The sequence below is a fragment of the Cytobacillus sp. FSL M8-0252 genome, assembly GCF_038007345.1.
In the GTDB taxonomy this organism is placed as follows: Bacteria; Bacillota; Bacilli; order Bacillales; family Cytobacillaceae; genus Cytobacillus; species Cytobacillus kochii.
Genome location: NZ_JBBOWZ010000001.1, coordinates 1257680 through 1278910, shown reverse-complemented (window position 1 = coordinate 1278910; position 21231 = coordinate 1257680). Strand labels below are relative to the sequence as shown.

Annotated in this window: 23 protein-coding genes and 1 pseudogene; 2 read left to right on the top strand and 22 right to left on the bottom strand. The window is 35.8% G+C overall.

All coding sequences use genetic code 11. The features are described from left to right. Positions 1–17: 17 nt before the first annotated feature. From MKX83_RS06685 to MKX83_RS06645, 9 genes are all read right to left on the bottom strand, one after another. Positions 18–698 carry a polyphosphate polymerase domain-containing protein gene (locus MKX83_RS06685; RefSeq protein ID WP_340978181.1) on the bottom strand — a complete coding sequence of 227 codons (681 nt, stop codon included), beginning with the start codon at positions 696–698 and terminating at the stop codon, positions 18–20. 15 nt (positions 699–713) lie between these two features. After that, positions 714–1547, bottom strand: a complete 834-nt coding sequence (locus MKX83_RS06680; RefSeq protein ID WP_341054690.1) for a peptidylprolyl isomerase — start codon at positions 1545–1547, stop codon at positions 714–716. Between the two features lie 18 nt (positions 1548–1565). After that, positions 1566–2804 carry a S1C family serine protease gene (locus tag MKX83_RS06675; RefSeq protein ID WP_341054688.1) on the bottom strand — a complete coding sequence of 413 codons (1239 nt, stop codon included), beginning with the start codon at positions 2802–2804 and terminating at the stop codon, positions 1566–1568. Positions 2805–2923: 119 nt separating this feature from the next. After that, positions 2924–3217 (bottom strand): spore coat protein, encoded by a 294-nt coding sequence (locus tag MKX83_RS06670; protein WP_095370151.1) that lies wholly within the window; start codon positions 3215–3217, stop codon positions 2924–2926. Positions 3218–3237: 20 nt separating this feature from the next. After that, positions 3238–3441: a hypothetical protein gene (locus tag MKX83_RS06665; RefSeq protein ID WP_095370152.1), complete on the bottom strand. Its 204-nt coding sequence runs from the start codon at positions 3439–3441 to the stop codon at positions 3238–3240. A gap of 197 nt (positions 3442–3638) precedes the next feature. After that, positions 3639–4508 (bottom strand): hypothetical protein, encoded by an 870-nt coding sequence (locus MKX83_RS06660; protein ID WP_341054686.1) that lies wholly within the window; start codon positions 4506–4508, stop codon positions 3639–3641. Positions 4509–4621: 113 nt separating this feature from the next. Then, positions 4622–5467, bottom strand: a complete 846-nt coding sequence (locus tag MKX83_RS06655; RefSeq protein WP_341054684.1) for a class I SAM-dependent methyltransferase — start codon at positions 5465–5467, stop codon at positions 4622–4624. Positions 5468–5472: 5 nt separating this feature from the next. Then, a complete protein-coding gene (locus MKX83_RS06650) occupies positions 5473–6915 on the bottom strand; it encodes a sensor histidine kinase (RefSeq protein WP_095370155.1) in 1443 nt (480 codons plus the stop codon). Further along, the gene (locus tag MKX83_RS06645) at positions 6908–7579 is read right to left on the bottom strand and encodes a response regulator transcription factor (protein WP_095373506.1); all 672 of its coding nucleotides are present in this window, start codon (positions 7577–7579) and stop codon (positions 6908–6910) included. The genes MKX83_RS06650 and MKX83_RS06645 overlap by 8 nt, the downstream gene beginning before the upstream one ends. A 161-nt stretch (positions 7580–7740) precedes the next feature. Between MKX83_RS06645 and MKX83_RS06640 the strand changes: the two genes are divergently transcribed. Further along, positions 7741–8673, top strand: coding sequence for an aldo/keto reductase (locus MKX83_RS06640; protein ID WP_251162923.1), 933 nt, complete (start codon positions 7741–7743; stop codon positions 8671–8673). A 121-nt stretch (positions 8674–8794) separates the two neighbouring features. On the opposite strand, the gene MKX83_RS06635 is transcribed toward MKX83_RS06640, so the two are convergent. From MKX83_RS06635 to MKX83_RS06620, 4 genes are all read right to left on the bottom strand, one after another. After that, positions 8795–9181: a hypothetical protein gene (locus MKX83_RS06635; RefSeq protein WP_341054682.1), complete on the bottom strand. Its 387-nt coding sequence runs from the start codon at positions 9179–9181 to the stop codon at positions 8795–8797. 127 nt (positions 9182–9308) lie between these two features. Next, complete coding sequence (locus MKX83_RS06630; protein WP_095370157.1) at positions 9309–9494, bottom strand: hypothetical protein; 186 nt, start codon at positions 9492–9494, stop codon at positions 9309–9311. Between the two features lie 44 nt (positions 9495–9538). Then, positions 9539–10705, bottom strand: coding sequence for a TraB/GumN family protein (locus MKX83_RS06625; protein ID WP_341054681.1), 1167 nt, complete (start codon positions 10703–10705; stop codon positions 9539–9541). A 344-nt stretch (positions 10706–11049) separates the two neighbouring features. Then, on the bottom strand, positions 11050–12027 hold the full coding sequence (locus MKX83_RS06620; RefSeq protein ID WP_307317625.1) for a ring-cleaving dioxygenase: 978 nt from the start codon (positions 12025–12027) through the stop codon (positions 11050–11052). A gap of 289 nt (positions 12028–12316) precedes the next feature. Between MKX83_RS06620 and MKX83_RS06615 the strand changes: the two genes are divergently transcribed. After that, positions 12317–12607 (top strand): AbrB/MazE/SpoVT family DNA-binding domain-containing protein, encoded by a 291-nt coding sequence (locus tag MKX83_RS06615; RefSeq protein ID WP_095370159.1) that lies wholly within the window; start codon positions 12317–12319, stop codon positions 12605–12607. 49 nt (positions 12608–12656) lie between these two features. Here MKX83_RS06615 and MKX83_RS06610 read toward each other — a convergent pair whose 3' ends face one another. The 9 genes and pseudogenes from MKX83_RS06610 to MKX83_RS06570 form a co-directional block, all read right to left on the bottom strand. Next, entirely contained in the window at positions 12657–13112 is a 456-nt protein-coding gene (locus MKX83_RS06610; RefSeq protein ID WP_095373508.1) for an NUDIX hydrolase, read from the bottom strand. A gap of 26 nt (positions 13113–13138) precedes the next feature. Next, positions 13139–14275: a Ger(x)C family spore germination protein gene (locus MKX83_RS06605; protein WP_095370160.1), complete on the bottom strand. Its 1137-nt coding sequence runs from the start codon at positions 14273–14275 to the stop codon at positions 13139–13141. Beyond that, a pseudogene (locus tag MKX83_RS06600) lies at positions 14272–15761 on the bottom strand (spore germination protein). Before MKX83_RS06600 ends, MKX83_RS06605 begins: the two are co-directional and overlap by 4 nt. Then, the gene (locus MKX83_RS06595) at positions 15739–16839 is read right to left on the bottom strand and encodes an endospore germination permease (RefSeq protein ID WP_340978174.1); all 1101 of its coding nucleotides are present in this window, start codon (positions 16837–16839) and stop codon (positions 15739–15741) included. The pseudogene MKX83_RS06600 and the gene MKX83_RS06595 overlap by 23 nt, the downstream one beginning before the upstream one ends. Before the next feature lie 131 nt (positions 16840–16970). Next, on the bottom strand, positions 16971–17747 hold the full coding sequence (locus tag MKX83_RS06590) for an alpha/beta hydrolase (protein WP_341054678.1): 777 nt from the start codon (positions 17745–17747) through the stop codon (positions 16971–16973). A 17-nt stretch (positions 17748–17764) separates the two neighbouring features. Further along, on the bottom strand, positions 17765–18772 hold the full coding sequence (locus tag MKX83_RS06585; RefSeq protein ID WP_095370164.1) for a FecCD family ABC transporter permease: 1008 nt from the start codon (positions 18770–18772) through the stop codon (positions 17765–17767). After that, a complete protein-coding gene (locus MKX83_RS06580; RefSeq protein WP_095373509.1) occupies positions 18765–19745 on the bottom strand; it encodes a FecCD family ABC transporter permease in 981 nt (326 codons plus the stop codon). The genes MKX83_RS06585 and MKX83_RS06580 overlap by 8 nt, the downstream gene beginning before the upstream one ends. 379 nt (positions 19746–20124) lie before the next feature. Then, the gene (locus tag MKX83_RS06575; protein WP_095370165.1) at positions 20125–20766 is read right to left on the bottom strand and encodes a FusB/FusC family EF-G-binding protein; all 642 of its coding nucleotides are present in this window, start codon (positions 20764–20766) and stop codon (positions 20125–20127) included. Positions 20767–20867: 101 nt separating this feature from the next. Further along, complete coding sequence (locus tag MKX83_RS06570; RefSeq protein ID WP_095370166.1) at positions 20868–21131, bottom strand: CD3324 family protein; 264 nt, start codon at positions 21129–21131, stop codon at positions 20868–20870. Positions 21132–21231 lie beyond the last annotated feature (100 nt).

Below are 21231 nucleotides of genomic sequence, written 5' to 3'. Positions count from 1 at the left end.
CTTTTCTCCTATTCTCTCTATAATCCATACATTCTACTTAATTGATATTTAGAATACGTGCCCTTCCTGCGATCTAGCATTTGCAGAAGCATTTTAATGACATCGGGAATGTATTCATCATACTTTACTTCAAGTATCATCAATTGATGATCAAGGGATGGTACCATAGGCATTGTCGTATTTAAAAAGTCGGGATTCCTTAAGCTTGTACGAATATTGCTATCAAAAGTGAGACGTACATTACCATATGGGTAGATATAAACATCCCTCTCATAATCGACAACCGTTACTGGCTTCAATTGATAACGAATCATGTTATGGAAAAGATCCCTCATTAATGGTCTGGAATCATTCTCCATCCATAAAATGTCGCTAGCTCTAATAAGCTCATATTCCTCAGCTGTCATCCGACATTTTTCTTTATAGGTCAGATTATTCTTCTTACTTTTCTTTTCTAGATTAATTGTGTCAAAATCATTATTATATGTGCGAACCCTATATTTTGCCCGGTTCATATAGCCTTCTTTTTTTTCTATTAGTGCTTTGTTTTCAAAGTTATCAAAGTATACGCTACGAACATTATATCCCCCTCTCCCATTTGAATGGGGGTCCGCATTCATAAAGGAACTTAAGCGTTTTTTAAGTATAACCCCATCCATTTTTGAGATTTCATGTTTGAGCTCTTTCCTTCCTTTCAAAATCGTTCACCTCCTTTAAATATACGTTTTAATCTCGTATTCTTCGTATTTCTCATTTAGCCATTCCGTATATTCAGTAGAAAGCTTAGACTCTATTAACATCTCTTTTATTTCTTCTTTCGCATCTTCGTAATTGGCTTCTTTCGGTTCTTTATGATCTGTTACTTTAATAATGTGATAACCATAATCTGTTTTAACTGGATCACTCACTTCGTCCACTTCCATAGCAAAAGCCACTTCTTCAAATGCTTCTACCATTTCACCTTCACCAAAATACCCCAATTCACCGCCATTATCTTTATTTGAATCATCGGTTGAATAAGAAGCTGCTAATTCTGAGAAATCGTCACCATCATCGAGTTTTTGTTTTACTTCTTTGGCAGTATCCTCATCTTCTACTAGGATATGACTTGCTTCTATCTCTTCTGCCTGAGAAAAACTTTCTTTATTTTCTTCAAAGTATGTTTCCATCTCATCATCAGTAATTTCTATTCCTGGTGTGATCAATTTCTTTGAACCTAAGTAGATTTCGATATTATGTTCTATAGAGTCATAGGATACCCCGTTTTCATCTAACACTTCTTTAAATGCCTCTTCTCCCCCATATTGCTCCATATAGGCATCCATTTCTTCAGCCACTTCTTCTTCAGTTACAGTTACCTTCTCCTTATCCATTTCTTGAAGAACAATTTGATCAGATATTAATGTATCTAGAACAGAAGTGCCATATTGAGACATTAACGCTTCATTCAAATCATCTTTGCTTATATTTTCTCCATTGACTGTCGCTGCTTTTGAATGGCTATTGTATAAAACAACAGCAACTATGACAGCGCAACAAACATACAACCAGTGGCAATCAATAATTTATTCTTTTTCAACTTGCTTTTCCCCATTTCCTTGTAACGTTACTTCTACTGTTTTCTTTTCACCATCACGATAAAAGTATATTTTAACCTTATCGCCAATTGAAAAGTCTTTATAAAGAGATTCTCTTAAGTCATTAGCGGCTGTAATAGTTTGATCACCAATTGAAACTAAAATATCCTCAGCTTGCAACCCCGCCGTTTCTGCTGTCGAACCTTCCTCAACTTGGGTAATAATGGCACCTTCTTCTACATTTTTTGGTAATTGTTCTTGATAAAACTGCGGTACTTGATTTAAGTCCATCAAACCAACACCTAGATAAGGTCGAATGATTTTACCATCCTTCATTAACTGATCAATAATGTTCTCGACATCGTTACTTGGAATGGCAAAGCCTAACCCTTCTACGCCACTATCAGCTATTTTCAAACTATTAATACCAACCAAATTCCCATTTGAGTCAATAAGTGCTCCACCACTATTTCCAGGATTTATTGCTGCATCTGTTTGTATGACATTTAAATCCCATTCTCCGGCTGAGGTAGAGACTTCAATCGATCGATCCACTGCACTTACAATTCCTTGAGTTACTGTTCTGGATAAATCTAAGCCTAGTGGATTGCCTATTGCTAACACTTGATCTCCTGCACGAAGGTTTGAAGAATCAGTAAAAGAAAGGACTTCAGCGTCTACTTTTTCATTCACTTTTAACACGGCAATATCTGTTAATGAATCTGTTCCAACAAGTTCAGCTTGAAGCTTTTCACCATTATGCAGAGAAACCTGAATATTAGACGCTCCTTCAATGACGTGATTGTTTGTCACAATATACGTTTCATTGTCTGTTTGCTTGAAAATAACACCAGAGCCAGTACCACTTTCAACTGCTTCCCCACTTTGGGTGTTGCCTGTAGAATGACTAAAAGGGTTTGCTTGCTGGTCTTGCATGTTGACAACGCCTACGATTGCTTTAGAGGCTTTTTCTACTATATCTGCAATCGACCCATCACTCGTAGTTGATACCGTTTCAGCATTAACTTTGGAAACATTAGTTTCTGCTTGCTCCTGTACAACCTCCGTAGACTGTTTTGTTTCATTAGGAAAATAATTGATTGCTCCTAAAGTTAGGGCTGAGCCCATAACTCCACTTGCTACAGTCATTGTTACACTTTTAAACCAAGTATTTTTTCGCTTCGATTGATACTCGCGATTATCTTCAAAATGATTGAATTCATTCATTAAAAATCCCTTCTTTCATTTGATTTTGCTTGCCTTGTTTTATAATTTAATCAGTGAATGTGTCAGGCATATGTCAAAATAATTTTTTATGTAAAAAAAGAAATAAAAACCTCCGAATATTATTCGGAGGGAGATGGGTTTAAATTATTTTGCATAAAGTTTTGTACATTTTCGATTTCTTCTACTGTAGCGAGTTGCGTTTCATACCATCCCTTCTTTTCCATTAATTGAAAGATTTCCTTTTGGGCTTCTGCACTTGTTTTTAAGCACCCTTCATAAATATCTCTCAATTCATCATGAGTCGTTTCCATTAATGTGTGGCTAATAGCGGGAACTCTTCCTTTTGCTAATTCTAAACATAATTGCAACATTTCTCGTTCTGTTAATCCACGACCATTGATATTATTCGGCAATGAAACCACCTCCAATAAAATTAATGTAATTTCCTCGCTCGGTTGAAATAGGTTGATAATTCTGCAATCCTTAGCTGATGTTCCTCTGCTAATTTTTCCAATGACATCCTTACTTCTTCGTCCTCACAAAGAGAAGCACACCAGTTAAACGTCTTCGCTGTTATTTCCTCCGCCCGAATTTCATCTTCAATTGCCGACAATTCTTTCGTCGTTAACTGATACATTACGCCACCTCCCATACTCCTTTTTGTTAGTATGAAACATAAATGTATGTTTATTCCATAAGACGGTTATTTCTTTTATCTCTGCGGTTGGTTCCACCTTGGGTTAATTCTCGTTTTCTGTTTGTTAACGTACTCGCTAACACCTTTTGCGAGGCGTTCGATTCCGCTTTTCCTTCTGAATGACTTGCAAACAGCTTTTACGAAGCGTTCATTTCTGTTTTTCCTTTTGAATGACTTGCAAACAGCTTTTGCGAAGCGTTCATTTCCGCTTTTCCTTCTGAATGACTTGCAAATACATTTTGCGAAGCGTTCATTTCCGATTTTCCTTCTGAATGACTTGCAAACAGCTTTTGCGAAGCTTTCGTTTCCGATTTCCCTTTTGAATGACTTGCAAATACCTTTTGCGAAGCGTTCATTTTCGATTTTCCTTTTGAATGACTTGCAAATACATTTTGTGAAGCGTTCATTTCCGCTTTTCCTTTTGAATGACTTGCTAATACCTTTTGCGAGGCGTTCATTTCCGCTTTTCCTTTTGAATGACTTGCTAATACCTTTTGCGAAGCGTTCATTTCCGCTTTTCCTTTCGAATGACTTGCAAATACCTTTTGCGAAGCTTTCGTTTCTGTTTTTCCTTCTGAATGACTTGCAAATAGCTTTTGCGAAGCGTTCGTTTCTGCTTTTCCTTTTGAATGACTTGCAAATACCTTTTGCGAAGCGTTCATTTTCGATTTTCCTTTTGAATGACTTGCAAACAGCTTTTGCGAAGCGTTCATTTCCGGTTTTCCTTCTGAATGACTTGCTAATACCTTTTGCGAAGCTTTCGATTCCGTTTTTCCTTTTGAATGACTTGCAAACAGCTTTTGCGAAGCGTTCATTTGCGCTTTTCCTTCTGAATGACCTGCAAATACCTTTTGCGAAGCGTTCATTTCCGCTTTTCCTTCTGAATGACCTGCAAACAGCTTTTGCGAAGTGTTCAATTCCGCTTTTCCATCTGAATGACGTGCTAACGTATTATCCTCGGCTTTCAGTTCTATCTCGTTTTGACATAATACTTTTCCAAAGCACACAGCTCAATCGCCGAGTACCCAAGAACGAAAAAACCCGCAAACTTTCAGGTATAATCTGAAATTGCGGGTTAAATGTGAATAGATATCTTATAAAAGTAGGGCACGACATATTTTCATATCGTTGCTATAATAAAATCTTCTCCACCTTGCAGCATCAATTGATCTTTCCGTTCACGAAAATACTTCTCTTTTAAATCAATAGATGATAGATGAGTCACATCTTTTAGGCCTGCCTCTTCAGCTAGTGCTAGCATTTCTGAAGGGGTGAAAAAACTGATAAATGGCGTTCCACCTGCTTTTGCTCCTTTTTCTGCTTCATCCACCTCTTTCCGTTCATCCTGTTTTTTTATGTTTTCAAATGGGAGTAGGAAAGTCAGCGCCAACCTTGAGCCCTTTGCTAACTTACTAAACATTTTCAATGTATCCATAATGGCATCTATAGTTAAATATTGAGTAACCCCTGTTGAAACAACAACGGCAGGCTTCTTAACATCAAAACCATTCTTCTTTAATTGATCTAACCACCCTTGTTTCTCTTCAAAATTTACCGGTACAAATTTTAAACAATCAGGAATGTGGTACCCTGTTTCTTCCAGTCTTTTTTTCTTCCATAACTGTGTATCAACTTGATCGATTTCATAAATGGTCATCTGAGGACATAACTCTTGATGCCTTTGTGCAAAAGTGTCAAGCCCCGCACCAAGAATCACATATTGATCTACCCCTTTTTCAAATTGTTCAACAACTAAATCATCAACAAAACGAGAGCGAGCGACAATTGATGCTCTAAAAGCACTTGTATTTGCTACATCCATATCAGGACGTTTCTGCCAATCAACATTTGGAGAGATAAGTTTTAAACCGATATTATCATGAAAAATATAAGGTTTTTCATCAACAATTAAATGTAATGCTCGCCATAAAGACACTCTTACAGCTGTATGATCAGGTTCTTTCACTTTGGTCAATCCTTCCTAAAACTGTGCTTTTGATAAGGTAATTCGATCATAAATTCAGTACCACACTCAGATGTCTTAACTAAAATTAAATCACCATTCATTGATTGTGCTATCAGTTTACTAAATGGTAAGCCAAGACCTAACCCTCTTACACGAAGCTTCTTTTCTTGTCCACGAAAGAAACGCTCAAAAATGTATGGTACTTCTTCGTCAGGTATTCCCTTTCCACTATCATTAACTTTTATAGAGATATTCTTCGGTCCCGTATCTATTTTAACCTCGATTTTCCCTTTTCCATCCATTGCCTGGAAGGCATTATTAAGTAAATTAATTAGAATTTGTTGTAATCTTATCTGATCAATATGCACAAATAAAGGCGTGCTCGCTTGGTACACAACAAGTTGAAAATCCTCACTTACTTCATGCGTAATTTCCCATTGATAGACTGATTCTTTAATTAATTGATTAATTTCATATTCTTGTAGTTGAACTGGCATCACATTCGTGGCATAAGTGTTAAAGGCTAATAGATCTTCCACCATTTTTTTCATTTTTTCTGTTTCTAATATGGACAGTTTGATAAACTCTTTTGCCTCTTCACCTTCCACCACTCCTTCATGAACAGCCTGCAATAACCCGTCAATTGACGTTACCGGCGTTTTTAATTCATGAGTCACACCTGCTAACAGCTCCGTACGTAATGTTTCTAATTTCTCTAACCGTTTAGACATTTCTTTAAAAGAATGTACAAGCTCATATAATTCCTGTTCTTGGTATGAATCCTTTAAATCAATTTGATAATTCCCCGCTTGAATTTCCCTAGCTGCCTCTGCTACTTCTTGGATAGGTTTAGACAATCTCTTCGACAAGAAGTAAATCGCTGCCCAGCCAATTAATGCCAAACCAATAATCATCATAGCTAATAATCGATATTCTTGGTTTACTTCTGCTAGATTTGCTTTCGATTCTAGCATAACTACCCAGCCTACAGGCGCATCTTGATAAGTAATCGGTACTTTTACAACATAAAAAGCTTCTTTCGTTGCATCATTATTTAATTCTTGAACAGTTTTATCCTCATTTAAAAGAACTTCGGAAAATTGTAACATTCGATCTTGAGGCCGATTGGTTGTTAAAGTATTTCCATACGTATCAACAATTGAAATAAGTGGATCACTTTCCAAATCCATAAAACGTCCTCTATCATTCAAATACCCTGGGACATCTCCTTTTGGAATTGGCTTTCCTTCACTCATTTCTACAAAACGGTCAGCAATTTCTTCCGCCATTAACTCCATAATATTGAGGCGGTTTTCAACTGTGGTATGCCTAATCCATAATACAGAAAAAAAGGCGATAATTAGAAGTCCGACACAAAGTGCAAGTAAATAGCGAGTCGTCCAATATCGAAGTAGAGATTCTCTAGGTTTACTTTGTTGATTAGACACTTAATTGATACCCCAATCCACGTAAAGTCTTGATTTCACCTTCTTCTGAAGACCATGAATGCAATGCTTTTCTAATTCGTTTAATCGCTAAGTCTACCGCTCGATCGCTTCCCTCATATTCCCAACCCCAAACATGTTCAATTAATTGTTCCCTAGTAAATGTTTGATTCGGATGCTCTGCTAAAAAAATGAGCAAAGCAAGATCTCTAGGCGTTAACTCAATGACCACACTATTTAATGTAATTTTATGAGACTTAATATCAATTATCAGACCACCGTACTTCTTGATTTTTTCATCACTTTTACCAGTCCTTCTTAAGACCGCTTGCACTCTAGCTACAACTTCTTCTGCATTAAATGGTTTAGCGATATAATCATCTGCTCCTTCATTTAATCCATTTAATCGATATTGAACGTCCGCTAGAGCGGTTAACATAATAACAGGCGTTTTCATTTGCGCTCTGATTTCCTTTAAAATTGACCATCCATCCCGATCTGGCAACATAACATCCAATAAAACAAGTGATGGATGATATTCATTTAATTTTTGGATTGCTTCAGTTCCATTAAATGCTTGGACAGTTTGAAAGTTTGCCTTTTGTAAATAAACTTTTAATACTTGGCTAATTGGTAATTCATCTTCCACTATTAAAACAGTTCTCATTTCACTCACCATAATCTCCTGACGTATGTTTTACTATTCATTATCGTTCTGCTTCATGTCAAGTAGATGTCAACTTAAAAGAAAGAATGACAAACGCATTTCTTTGTTATCTTAACATTATTTGTTATGATCAGATTAACTTAAAAGAAGGAGTGAAGTAAATGAAGTCGAAACAACAATTAGGTAAATCTGGACTTTTTGTTAATCCTATTGGTCTTGGAACAAATGCAGTGGGTGGACATAATTTATACTCCAACCTTGATGAAGCACAAGGAAAAAAACTGGTTCATGAAGCATTGAATAATGGCGTGAACCTTCTTGACACAGCCTTTATTTACGGGCCTGAGCGGTCAGAGGAACTCATTGGGGAGGTTTTACAAGAAAGAGGCAAACGTGAAGAAGCAGTCATTGCGACCAAGGGCGCTCATAAATTCGTTAAAGAAGATGTGGTGATGGATAACAGTCCCAGTTTCTTAAAACAATCTGTAGATGATAGCTTACGTAGACTCCAAACTGACTATATTGACCTTTATTACATCCATTTTCCTGATGAATCAACACCAAAAGACGAAGCAGTTGGAGCGTTGAAAGAACTGAAAGACGCGGGAAAAATAAGAGCTATTGGCGTATCTAATTTTTCTATTGATCAATTAAAAGAAGCCAATAAAGATGGTTATGTAGATGTATACCAAGGGGAATACAATTTATTACAGAGAAACGCCGAGGCAGACTTACTTCCTTATACAAAAGAAAACAATATTTCATTCATACCTTATTTTCCACTAGCATCTGGCTTATTAGCAGGGAAATACGATAAAAATACAACATTCAGTGACTTGCGTGCTAACTCCCCACATTTTCAAAAAGAGGTTTTTGAAGATAACTTAGCAAAAGTAGATGAATTACGAGGTATTGCCCAAGCGAAAAATGTGGAAGTCGCCCATATAGTTTTAGCCTGGTATTTAACAAAAGACAGCATCGACGCCATTATCCCAGGGGCTAAAAGAGCCGAGCAAGTGTTGAATAATTTAAAAACATTAGAAGTGCAACTTTCCGGAGAAGAAATAGAGCAAATCTCTACCATCTTTAAATAAGACAAGCCGGTTCAAAAAATAGTCAGAACAATACCAAATACACGAACAAATTCAAAAAAATGGATTTGTTCGTGTAAAATACATATTTTAAACTATGCTAAATCCCATATATCTTTTCTCCTCATTCCTTTGCTTTAACGACAATCACCTTCGTATATTGTGTGGTTTTACAGTCAGATAAATCTTTATCATCGATAATTTCTAAATCTAGTGCAGACTGAATTCTCTTCTCATCTGGTATTTTTTGAATAAGTTGATGCTGATTAATAGATTCTAATTTGTTTACCGTCTTCTCTCTATCGTACTGCTCTTTCACCCTAATTTGACGCTGTAATTTATATTGGGAGAGGATGAGTTCACCTTTTTCGTTTCTCCCTACCGCTTGATCAAAGTATTCATTGAATACTTTTTTCATAGCACCTAACTCTTCATCAATTTGTTTTTTTAATCTGCTGAGCTCCGCATAGCGTACAAGTATTTCATTGGTAATCACCCTATTCGTATTCATGCTGTCCCCTCTTTCATTCGTTGTTATTTCATTGTATTGACCAACCTCAACTGTTATGACAAAAAGAGAACATCACAACTAAAGCCCATATAAAAAAACGCCTTTCAAAAGAAAAGGCGCTCTTACATTACTTTTTATCTTTTTTATCAAGTGTTAAAAGAATCCACATAATGGTTCCGGACAAAACACCTGCACCAGCTGAAATCAACGTTCGATCACGTAATACTAATTCTGCTGAATCAGCTTCCAGCATATTAAACGCTATTATCGCAACTACAATAGCAACAATAATAATTGTTGGGAATTTCTTCAAACGTCATACTTCCTTTCAATGAACATTACTAATTCTAGTATAACTTATAAATGATCAATAAATAAACGAATGACATCTGCTCCGCCAATAAAAGTTCCTAATGAGCTACCGAGATTGGATAGCACAATAATGAGGAGAATCCTAGTTACTTTATTATTCCAAAACCCTTTCAATGTAAATACATCTTCCGAGAGGTTTTCGAAATCGCGTACGTTCGGACGCTTAATGAATGCTTGGACAAATCCGGCGATCCAACCTACAGCCAACAACGGACTTAAAGATGTAAATGGCGCAGCAATAAATGCTGATAATATTGTAAGAGGATGTCCAAATGCAATAGCAGCCCCTAGAGCAGCGAGCCCTCCATTCCAAAGGGCCCAACTAATTGTTTGTTGTACTCCAGCCGATGGATTCATGAGAAAAGTAAGAACAATAAGGACTAAAATTGCTACTGGAATCATCCAGCCAATTACTTTTGGCGCTTTTGATTTTGGTGGTACTTCCGTTAATTTCTTGAGATCATGTTTTTTCTCAAATTCCCTTCTAATACCTGGAACATGAGCTGCTCCTAATACAGCAACAACCTTTTCACCGGGCGCATTCTTTATTTTTTCTGCCAAATATTGATCGCGTTCATCAATTAAAGGTACTTTTAATTGTGGGAATACCTCAGTAAAATCATTTAAAATGGAATCAATTGAGTCTTGATTTTTCATTTTTTCTAGTTCTTCTTCAGTTATCGTTTCATTGCTAAATATACCGGCAAATACTTGTGAAAGTAACATTGCTTTTCCCTTAAAACCCAGTCCTCTCCAGATACGAGAAAACGTAATTTGGATATTTCTATCAGCTAACACAAGCTTTGCTCCGGTTTCCTTAGCAGATTCAATGCCTTGAATCATCTCTTGTCCTGCTTTAATTCCGAATTGTTTAGCCATACGATTTTGAAAAGAGGAGATAGCAAGATTCATTAATAAAAGTGTTGCTTTCTTTTCTTTAATCACCTTAAAAATATCCATGTCTTTCCATTTATTTCCTTCTGTAATAGACTCATATCTACCTTTATCTAATTCAATACATACGGAGTCAGGCTGCTCTCTTTCAATCACTTCTTTTACTTGCTCCGCACTATTTTTGGATATATGTGCTGTACCAATAAGGATATATTCTTTATCATACATATGTATTCTCGTGATATTTTCTTCTGACATGCAACGATCTTCCCCTTCATCTAACCTAACCGTACTTTTTATACATATAACCATACTAAACTAGAAAATGCAAAATGAAAATTGATTTCTCTTATTTCTTTGAAAAAACACTCCTCCATGTTATTCCCTTATTCCTTTTAGTTATAAATATTGTATTTCACACAAATTAGATAAAACATATGAATAGTATCCCTATTAATTGGTGGGTGTTATGTATCATCTTGAAAAATAATCATCTCAGATAAGTATGTATTGTTTTAAGCATAATTAATTTTAACGAAATTAAAAAACGCGATCAAATGAGATCGCGTTTGCTTAATCCTAATTAATACTAATAGAGTGCGTCATTCTTTTTTAAAGTCAATTGTACTTCGAACTGTATCGATTGGTCTGACTAGGCCTTCAATTTGTTCTCTTTTAGATTCGAAGAATGGTGGCAGTGACAACGATTCACCTAGTGTCTCATATGGTTCATCTCCCATAAACCCTGGACCGTCTGTTGCCAGCTCAAATAGAATTTGCGGTGCAACTCTTGTATACAAAGAGCCGAAGAAGAAACGGTCAATAAAACCTGATGATTGGTAGCCAAATTGCGCCATTCTCCCAGTCCAATGATCAATAGCTTCCCTATCTTCCACTCTAAAAGCAGCATGATGGACGGTACCGTATCCTTGGCGTGCCATCGGTAAAACGGTATTATACTCAACAATTACTTGTGCACCATTACCACCTTCGCCAACTTCAAATAAGTACAAGTCACCTTCTTGGGCAATTTCTCTAAACTCTAATACTTTCATCAGCATTTCTTTAAAATAATCAATATTAGATACACGTACAAAGACCGGACCAAGGCCAGTAATCGCATACTCTAAAGGAATAGGACCATTTTGCCACGGTGTCCCAGCTTCGACACCTTTATTATTTTCATCGGAAATAAGCTGATACTGCTGATCATCAAAATCAACAAACGGCAAAACTCTTTTGCCAAATTGCTCTTGTATACCGCTATGGGCAACATTTAACCGGTCAAACCTTTTCACCCAATAAGCCAATGCCTGATCACTAGGTACACGGAAAGATGTTTGAAAAATTTCATTTGTACCATGAACACCTTTGGGTATATTAGGAAAATCGAAGAAAGTCATATCTGTTCCAGGACTTCCCGTATCATCTGCGAAAAACAAATGATATGTTTGAATATCATCTTGATTGACAGTCTTTTTCACTAATCTCATACCTAAAGTATAGGTGAAAAATTGATAATTCTTTTCTGCACTACTAGTAATCGCAGTTACATGATGAACGCCTTTTATACCGTACATCGAATCATTCCCTTCTAGAATTAATATCTACATAATAATTTAAAAGTATTTATATATCTTGAATTAAAATATCTTTAACTTGAGATAAAATTATCACGAATTCGATTTTCTGTCAACTTATTATGATTGCTCTATCCCATTTTACAGAAAAAAACTTTTATGACAAAAACGATAAAAATAGTAATATAAATGTAACCAGTTTAATAAAGGATTTTTGCTAACATTGTATAATAATTAACTATTAAAAAAAATAAGTGGAATCCACAACCATTAATAGGAGGTAGTCATTTTGAAAAGCACAGGCATTGTTCGTAAAGTTGATGAATTAGGGAGAATAGTCATTCCAAAGGAACTAAGAAATACTTTAGAAATTTATGAGAAGGATCCACTTGAAATATTCGTTGAAAATGATCGAATTATATTACAAAAGTATAATGCCAGTAAAGCTTGTCAAATAACTGGTGAAATCGAGAACGATAATTTAGTGCTAGCCGACGGGAAAATTGTACTTAGTAGAAAAGCAGCAGAATCACTCATAACAGAAATTAGAAACAAACAATCACTGTTACATTTTAAATAGGCGATTAAGAAACTAGGCTCTTCAAGTATAGAATGAGAGCCTTGTTTTTTTATGGTTGCTTTAATAATTGTTTAACTGGTTCTATATACTTTTGATAATTCTCGATTAATCCACTTGGAAGCTGTTCAATAGGAAAGAATTGTGCAGACAAGGTTTCCTCACTATTTGTAGTTAATTTCCCACTATAGTCATTTGTCATATAAACCGCAGTAATGGCATAAAACTGATCACCGTTTTTTGTACGTACAAAGAATTCCTTACCTGAAAACAACTGAACAAACGAAAGATTCTCGACTACAAGCCCCGTTTCCTCTCTAACTTCTCTTTTCGCTACTTCCTCCATACTTTCACCTAAGTCCATTAATCCTCCGGGTAAGCCCCAAAGAGACTCCGGCCTTTGTTGTAGCAAAATCTCATTTCGGTCATTCACGATAACAACAACAGCTCCAGGTAAAAGTAATGGCTCCTTACCTACATACTCTCTTATCTTTTTATAGTATTCCATTTCGTCTTGCTTCCCCTCTCCCAATCTTAATAAGAAAATTGATAATCGTACTCTCCTGTTTTCGTAATAGTAATATCGATATTTATATTCGCAATAGAATTTTCTGTTAGTGTAAACCTTCCTTTGTAATCATGCTTCCAACGGTCATAATCTTTTCTATACACAAGTTCTTCAAGATTATATATATCTGCTTTTATGTTTAAAGCATTCTCATAGGTCTCTCTAATTTCCTTCTCCATTTTTTCGATAATTTTTTCCTTCAGAATGGGTAACGAAATTTCTTTATGAACCTCAATGATCCCTCCATTTGCATTAATATCGATATCAAATTTATCTTTGTCTAATTCATTTATTTTCAAATGTGGGTCTAATTGGGTAATAATGAGATTTACTTCATCATTATTTTCCAATTTGATTCTTAACGGAGACCTTTTTGTGGTCTTTGTTACCCAACGTAAGCCTCTGAATTGACTTATTGGTAAACCCCCTAAATATTTCTTTTCCTTTAAAAGGAAGACTCCAGAGCTTTTAGCTGAATCATTTGTTGCTCCCTTAGTTCTCCAAACATCCTCTTTTACTGATATCATCGGTAGTTTTGTGGTGGTAGCTTTCTCAGTAAAGTCTGAATAGAACCGATGCATTCTGATAGGTGAAATGATAGAGTGTACATGATAAGCTTCCTCTGGATTAAAAAGTGTTGTTTGAACCGCAGAGCTAAAGAGACTTGTTACTAGTAGGATATCCTCAATCGAATCTTTCGTGCCATACATCCAGTTAGTTTCCCGTATCTGTTGAAAACGAGCCAAACTGTCACTTATTTGATCAATCCCATGTTGCAGTAATCGTTCATGAAAAATAATGATTCCTATATGTGCCCAGTATACTATTTGATTGGATTTATCGTAAATCATATTTATAGCAGCTTCCATTGATTTTCCTTGCCCTTTAGCAACCCAGACTTTCGACGGCACTGTTGCTGCTTGCTCCGACTTTGCTACACCTGCAAAAGACACTACCTGTGCGTACAATATATAATCCTCTTTTTCCTTATCATAATCAATGCCAATGGCGGTTATATATTGCATTTCCACAATGTCCTTTTCATCCCAACAACCACTTAATAGAAGAGCACATACGATAATAGGTATAAGGATTTTTTTCATTTTAGCCTACCCTTCGTGTCATCCTTAGGTCGCATAGTACTTGACCTTTTTTTTCGTAAAAGATATGGTTTTTCTAAAATACTTGCAAATGTATCTTTAAATGACAAAGGAGAAAGTGGAGCTAAATAAGGCAAACCAAACATCTCTAGTCTAGATAAATACAATATCACTGAAAAAATACTGATAAAAAAGCCAAATAAACCGAGTACTGCTGAAAAAAGCAAGATAAAGAAACGTACAAGGCTTAAGGAGGCACCGAGTGACTGGTTAACGAGGGTATACGCAGCAACAGAAGTGACACCAGCAATAACAAGCATGGTGGGAGCTGTTAAACCACCTCTTATTGCTGCATCACCAATGATTAGCCCCCTACGACCGTTAATGTTTGTCCGATAGCCCTTGGAAGAGTATTACCTGCTTCCTTAAATAACTCAAATAAAGCTAAGACTAAAAATGCCTCTAACGGTGGTGATAATGGTAATCCCATTCGCGATACTGTGATAGTCGCCAAAAATGGGAAAGGCAATTGATCCATATGAAAGGAAATCATAGCAACATAAAATCCTGGCAAAATACTTGATATGACAAGACCAGTTAACCTAAAAAACATTTGCATATTCGTATAATAATATTCTGTGAAGCGATCTTCCGGTGTTTTTAATACTGAAAATAATGTAGTTGGACCAACCATTACAGTAGGACAACCATCCACAATAATGACAAATCTACCTAAATCTAGATTAGCAACTACGTTATCAGGACGTCCGGTATAATTAAACAAGGGGAAAAGAGTATAGTACTTACCTGACAATACCTCTTCTAAATCGGTTGTACTAATAATCACATCTGTTTCTATTTTTGCTAACTGGCTTTTTAAATCAATGACATATTGCTCCTTTATTATATCTTTCACATATAATAAACTAATTTTTGTTTTCCCACGTACCCCTAACTCAATTGCTTCATTTACTAACGTTGAGGTTTTATACCGTTTTCTTATTAACGCAAGGTTAATATGCAAGTCTTCCACAAAACCATCTCTTGGTCCTCGAAAAGATAATTCTGAATTGGACTCTTCTGGTGATCGGTTTGGAATTTGAGGGAGATCAAATTTAAAGATTTCATCTAATTCTTCCACTAGAACAAAAACCATACCAGAAAAAATATCTTCAGCTATTGATTCTTTATCTTCTTCCTCCACATTCACTTGATACATCAGTAATTGCTCATTTTCTTCCCTTTTTTCTTCTAGGCGTCGGTCTGCTAAAAAACTTTCTTCTAACCTACCTAAAGCCTCACTTAATTTACCTTTATCGATCATTACTTCAGAAAAGAGAACAACCACTTTCCCTGGTTGTGGATAATACTGAAACGAATAATTAACAAATTGCACGTCGCCATTGATTGCGAATTGCTGCCTTAAGTATTGCTCATCCAATTTATCAGTCTTCGGCAGTCTTTTCTTATTGTTTAATCGCGTTTTCATTTTTTTCCACTCTTCCTTTAATTAATAGGATTAGATGAATACTGAGCGTCACAAGTAGAATCCCAATAACTGTAATAGAAAAAAAGTAATGATCAATCATGATTTTATAAGTCGGTCCATCAATCGGTAAAGATAGTCCGATTATTAAAAAAAGACACACACTAATTAATAAAATCACCTTTCTTTTTTGCGTCTTAAAATGAAATAAATCCCCAATGATAAAGATAGACAAGCTAATACGAATAAACGCACCAGAAAGCCATTGATAAATAGAAAGAAAATCTAACTTATTTAAAAATTTCCCTAAGGTTATTAAGCGCCATTGTGCATAAGCAGGGTTCGTTAACTCTGCTGCTTGTGAAGGACCAAATTCAGTAATCGCACCAATTAAAGGGCCAAAATTAACAAAGACGAAGAAAATACATATCGGAATGAAAAATTTTAAAGATATGTTATCACGAATATGATGCTGTAATAAAACTAACAAAAAAATCTCCAAAAGCCCTCCTGATAAAATAACAACACCAAAAAGAATAGGTGCCCATCCTTCTTCAAAAATGGGAAAAAGTAACGAATAATCTTTAAACTTAAAATTGGCTATCATAATAAAAAAACCAAGTAAACAAACGATAGGAAATAGAATTCCACTAGCAATTGTAATTGCTTTTATACCTGAGAGGGCAGCTAATAAACAAAGAATGATTAAAATGATAAATAAAACATACTTAGGTGTTTGAATCATATAATTGGTATTCACCCAAGAAAAAGTTGTATATAATGTAACAAAGACATTGATGAATAAAAGAAATAATATCAGTGCTCGAATGGCATTATACACAATTGGAGGACTGTTTGTTTTTAACCAGTTCATCAGGTTTTGTTGCCCTGTTTTCTTTATTATTATGTAAATGAGAGGAATCCAAATAATATAAAGACTTCCAGCTATCATTAAACTAACCCAAGCACTACGTCCTGCCACGCTTAATACAGAGGGCAATACAATTACATGGGTCATCAAACCTATGGCAAGGCCCAAAACAGGAAATGAATTTAAAGCCGTAATACTTCGAACCATCATCTCTTACCTCCCTTTTTCTTAATATGAGGGAAGAAGTTGGTTTTTATTCCAAAACATATTTGATTTTACAACCGCAACAATTTAAAAAAGGGGTTTTGTGATAAAGCATCACAAAACCCCTTTTTATAGAATTACCGAAGAAATCTCAAACCTGTACTTAATACTGTTGGTATAATAGAAGCGTGATTTTCTCCTTCTATTTCCTTATAGATAACTGACAGTTGTTCCATTTCATTGATTTTCTCATAATACTTTCTAACAGCTATCAATAAATGTTCTTTCTCATCCCCACCTGCTGCTAGAAAAAGGCGAATGTCAAGATTCTCATGCCTTTGTTCAAATCGTTCCATAAAAGCTGGCACTTCTTGCATGAGAGCTTGACCATTCCACCAGATCGAAGGACTACAAGCGAAATACGCCTGATAAGAAGTTGGATTTTTCATCATCGTCATTAATGTGAATAACCCACCTAAAGAATGACCAAATAAGGATTGATTCTCTTGATTAACCGGAAACTCTTTATTAATAGCTGGTTTTAACTCATTTTCTATAAAGTTATAAAACTGTTCCGCTCCCCCAGTATCTCCCCAAGCACTACCATCTGGTCGTAGTGGTAATTGGTCACTTTCTGCAGGTGGGGTAAAATCAAAGACCCTCCTTGAATGAAAATCTTTAGCTCCATATCCTATACCTACAATAATCACTTCAGATACGCCTGTTTTAGCAGACCGTTTCGCCTGCAGCCGAATAACTTCCTTTATCAACTGAAAATAGGCATCACCATCAAGTACATAAAGAACACCGTAGCCTTCAGGTGGGGGTGGACTCTCTGGCATATGAATTGAAATGACATAGTCTTGCTTTGTTTTAGAATGTACTGTCCATTGTTGTATTTCTCCATGTAACACTTTCCCATCCCCCATCATTATCTTTTTTGCTTGACTAATAAATATAAGAAATATGGTACACCAATCATTGATATGACAATTCCTACCGGCAATTCGACTGGCGTGAAAACATTTTTGGCAACAAAATCAGCAATGACCACAAGAAACATACCAATCAAGCCCGAAATCGGTAAAATATATTGATGCTTCATTCCTACCAATTGTCGTGCAATATGTGGTGCCATTAAACCAATGAAGCTAATATTTCCTGAAACAGATACACAAGCACTAATTAACCCAATGCTTAAAATAATGAGTTTAATCTTTTCACGTTCAACAGGTACTCCTACACCCTTCGAACTAATGTCAGATAGTCGAAAAAGATCTAATAAATAACTTTTCCGGATAATTAATGGAATAAGAATAACTAGCCAAGGTATCATTGAAATAATATAAATCCAATTCGCATTATAAATACTCCCAGATACCCAAACAGCAGCCATCTCATAATCAGAAGAATTCATTTTTAAAGAGATATACATAGAAAGCGCGCCAAAACCCGAACTAATGGCAATTCCAGTTAGAATTAACCGACCAGTATCAAATGTCCCCTTTTGCCAAGAGAAGAAAAAGATAATAACCGCTGCAAGTAGTCCACCAATCAATCCAAAAATCGGCATAATCATAATCGATAGCCAACCAGTTAAATCCAGCTGCCCTTGGAAAAACAACATAAATATAACAATTGCAGCCCCTGCTCCAGCATTGATTCCTAGAATTCCGGAATCAGCCAATCCATTCCTTGTTACACCTTGAATGACCGTACCTGCTATACCTAAACCAAATCCAACAAGTGCTCCAATGACAATTCGAGGCAAGCGAAAATCAAAAATAACTAAATCAAGCTGATCAGACGGATCAATACGGAATAAAGTATTGATGACATCAGTAAAATTTACATTTATAACTCCATAAACTAAGCTTACATAAGCACTCACTAAAATAAGAATAGATAAAGCAATCGCAATAAGAACGGTTTTACGCATGCTTTTCGCCCCCTCTCTTATAAATCAGGTAGAGGAAGAATGGCACTCCTATGAGTGCTGTCACAACACCAATTGGTGTCTCGAACGGATGATTGACAAACCGGCTAATGATATCACATACTGCTAGAAATATCGCCCCAATTATTGCGGAAGATGGAATGAGCCATCTATAATCTACACCAACTAAAAATCTCGCAATATGAGGAATAATTAACCCTACAAAACCAACCTTACCAACGAGGGCTACTGCTGTCCCAGTCAGACAAATGACTGCCAATAAAGCAAGTGCTTTCACCCATTTCGTCTTTTGCCCCAAAGTAACAGCAATTTCTTCTCCTAGAGAAAGAATGGTAATATGTCCAGAAGTGATGAGAGCGATAATCAAACCAATGACACCAAATGGAATGGCCAAAAGAAATGTATCTACATCTACTTGATGTAGTTTGGCATTATACCAAAAACTAACATCTTGTGAAATTTGAAAATACGATGCTAATGCAGCAGAAGTACTTGATAAAAAGGTACCTATGACGGTCCCAATAATCGCTAATCGAACGGGTGTCAAACCTTTTGGTATTAATGAGCCAAACCCATAGACAATCCCTGCACCTAATGCGGAGCCAACCATTGAAAACAGTATCATTTCAATTGAAGTCATATTCGGCAATACAATCATGCAAATAGTGATAACAAAAGCCGAACCATCTGTTACACCCATAATGGAAGGAGAAGCTAAATAATTCCTTGTCATCCCTTGCATAATCGCACCTGATACAGCTAAAAATGCACCAACTAACATGGCCGTTAATACCCTCGGTAACCTTGAGGTAATAATAATCGCATGATCGGTATTACCTTCATCGTATGCAGTAAAAGCTTCCCAAATCGTTGCTAAAGATATCCCTTTAGTTCCGTAAATAACAGATAAAATAGTTGTTATTATAATAAGTATAGGTGATATCAATATAATCATTTTTGCTAATCTTGTTTTATTCTTCACAATCCCCACAACTCTTTTTATTTATTTTTCTATTAAAATGTATAGAAATAGTTAAGATATTACCGTCTTTGTTTCTATGTAAAAAATCCACCTAAACTCTTGGCGAAAATGATAATCGTTATCATTTACTATAATAAAACATCTCTCAATTGACAAGATAAAAAGAGAAAAAACCGAATCTTCTCATACCTTGAAGAAAAAAACACATACAGTCAGCCTAGAAGCCTTCAGCATGTGCGCATTTTACTAGACAAATTATATTTTCTCAACCAAAAGAAAAACGGCAACTTCATCGCTGAAGTGCCGCTTAAAAATCAAATCAATATCCACTTAAGTATTTCGCTACATTTATCTATTTTCCTTTTATATGTCGAATAAATTTTGACAAATGAAGCAAAGTTTCTACATGATGATTACAATCTTTCATATCTTTACACACCGTATTACCTCTTTTGGTAAAAGTACCAACCACTTCACCCTTTGTCTCGACTATGAACATGCCTATATCTGTAAAACGGTGACAAATATGACAAAGCCCTTTTTGTTCAGAAGGTTGGAAAGTTCCTCTTAAACCAATATAGCTTTGCTCGTATGGGGCAACAATCATTCGGTACTGACTACCCTTTTCATCCCAAGATAGATAGGTCATTGTTTGATAATCTTCTGCATCAATTAATGGGAACTTCAGCTTCTTCACTTTTGGAAATAACTTCCTTAGTTTCGTTTCTGACAGAGCTGGGAAGGGGATAACGTAACGCTTTAATTCATAGAAGAATTTATCTGCAGCTAATCGATCGTCAACCAATTGCATTTGTCCCAGTAAGGAAGCCTCCTCCTCCGCCATATCAGGTAATGATTGCTGAACCGCTTCCCATGCCAATGTTTTTACTGTTTTTAAGATCGTTGGATCATTGACAGAGGCCTTGGCATTTATTATTTTATTCACCTGTTTTTTCACAAGATTATACTGTTCGTTGGTCATAAAGGCTATCATTATTTTCACTCCTGCCTTAGTTTCTTCCTTATTAATTTACCCTATATGTAAACATAAAAAAATGCCGAATTTAAATAAAAATTAAAGTCGGCATAAATCATTTATTTTGTGTAAATAATTTTCCTTATTGTCTCGTGAGCTAAAAAGTATTCATCGCTTAGCTCATCCATTGTTTTCCCCATACTATAGGATGCTCTAATTTCTTCATTTCTTTGACTGATTTTGAGTCTTGCTCCTGATTTCATTCCCCAACCATCCTTATTGTGAACGGGTTTAGGGATATAAATCGATTCACCCTGAATATATTTTTGTATCTCTTTTAATAATTCAGGTGGTAACACATTCTTTGCTTTTTGATATCTCATCTTACGCTCGCTCCTTATTGTTTGTAGATAATAAGGACGCAAAGCCTAATGAAGAGACATGGCGATTGCTTTTATTCTACCTCACACAAAGTATCGCCTT

Bases quoted from the DNA above. Each gene is read 5' to 3' on its own strand.
- MKX83_RS06675 (WP_341054688.1), bottom strand. From the start codon at position 2,804: ATGAATGAATTCAATCATTTTGAAGATAATCGCGAGTATCAATCGAAG.
- MKX83_RS06665 (WP_095370152.1), bottom strand. From the start codon at position 3,441: ATGTATCAGTTAACGACGAAAGAATTGTCGGCAATTGAAGATGAAATT.
- MKX83_RS06645 (WP_095373506.1), bottom strand. From the start codon at position 7,579: ATGAGAACTGTTTTAATAGTGGAAGATGAATTACCAATTAGCCAAGTA.
- MKX83_RS06640 (WP_251162923.1), top strand. From the start codon at position 7,741: ATGAAGTCGAAACAACAATTAGGTAAATCTGGACTTTTTGTTAATCCT.
- MKX83_RS06635 (WP_341054682.1), bottom strand. From the start codon at position 9,181: ATGAATACGAATAGGGTGATTACCAATGAAATACTTGTACGCTATGCG.
- MKX83_RS06625 (WP_341054681.1), bottom strand. From the start codon at position 10,705: ATGTCAGAAGAAAATATCACGAGAATACATATGTATGATAAAGAATAT.
- MKX83_RS06620 (WP_307317625.1), bottom strand. From the start codon at position 12,027: ATGTACGGTATAAAAGGCGTTCATCATGTAACTGCGATTACTAGTAGT.
- MKX83_RS06610 (WP_095373508.1), bottom strand. From the start codon at position 13,112: ATGGAATACTATAAAAAGATAAGAGAGTATGTAGGTAAGGAGCCATTA.
- MKX83_RS06605 (WP_095370160.1), bottom strand. From the start codon at position 14,275: ATGAAAAAAATCCTTATACCTATTATCGTATGTGCTCTTCTATTAAGT.
- MKX83_RS06595 (WP_340978174.1), bottom strand. From the start codon at position 16,839: ATGATGGTTCGAAGTATTACGGCTTTAAATTCATTTCCTGTTTTGGGC.
- MKX83_RS06585 (WP_095370164.1), bottom strand. From the start codon at position 18,772: ATGCGTAAAACCGTTCTTATTGCGATTGCTTTATCTATTCTTATTTTA.
- MKX83_RS06580 (WP_095373509.1), bottom strand. From the start codon at position 19,745: ATGATTATATTGATATCACCTATACTTATTATAATAACAACTATTTTA.
- MKX83_RS06575 (WP_095370165.1), bottom strand. From the start codon at position 20,766: ATGATAGCCTTTATGACCAACGAACAGTATAATCTTGTGAAAAAACAG.
- MKX83_RS06570 (WP_095370166.1), bottom strand. From the start codon at position 21,131: ATGAGATATCAAAAAGCAAAGAATGTGTTACCACCTGAATTATTAAAA.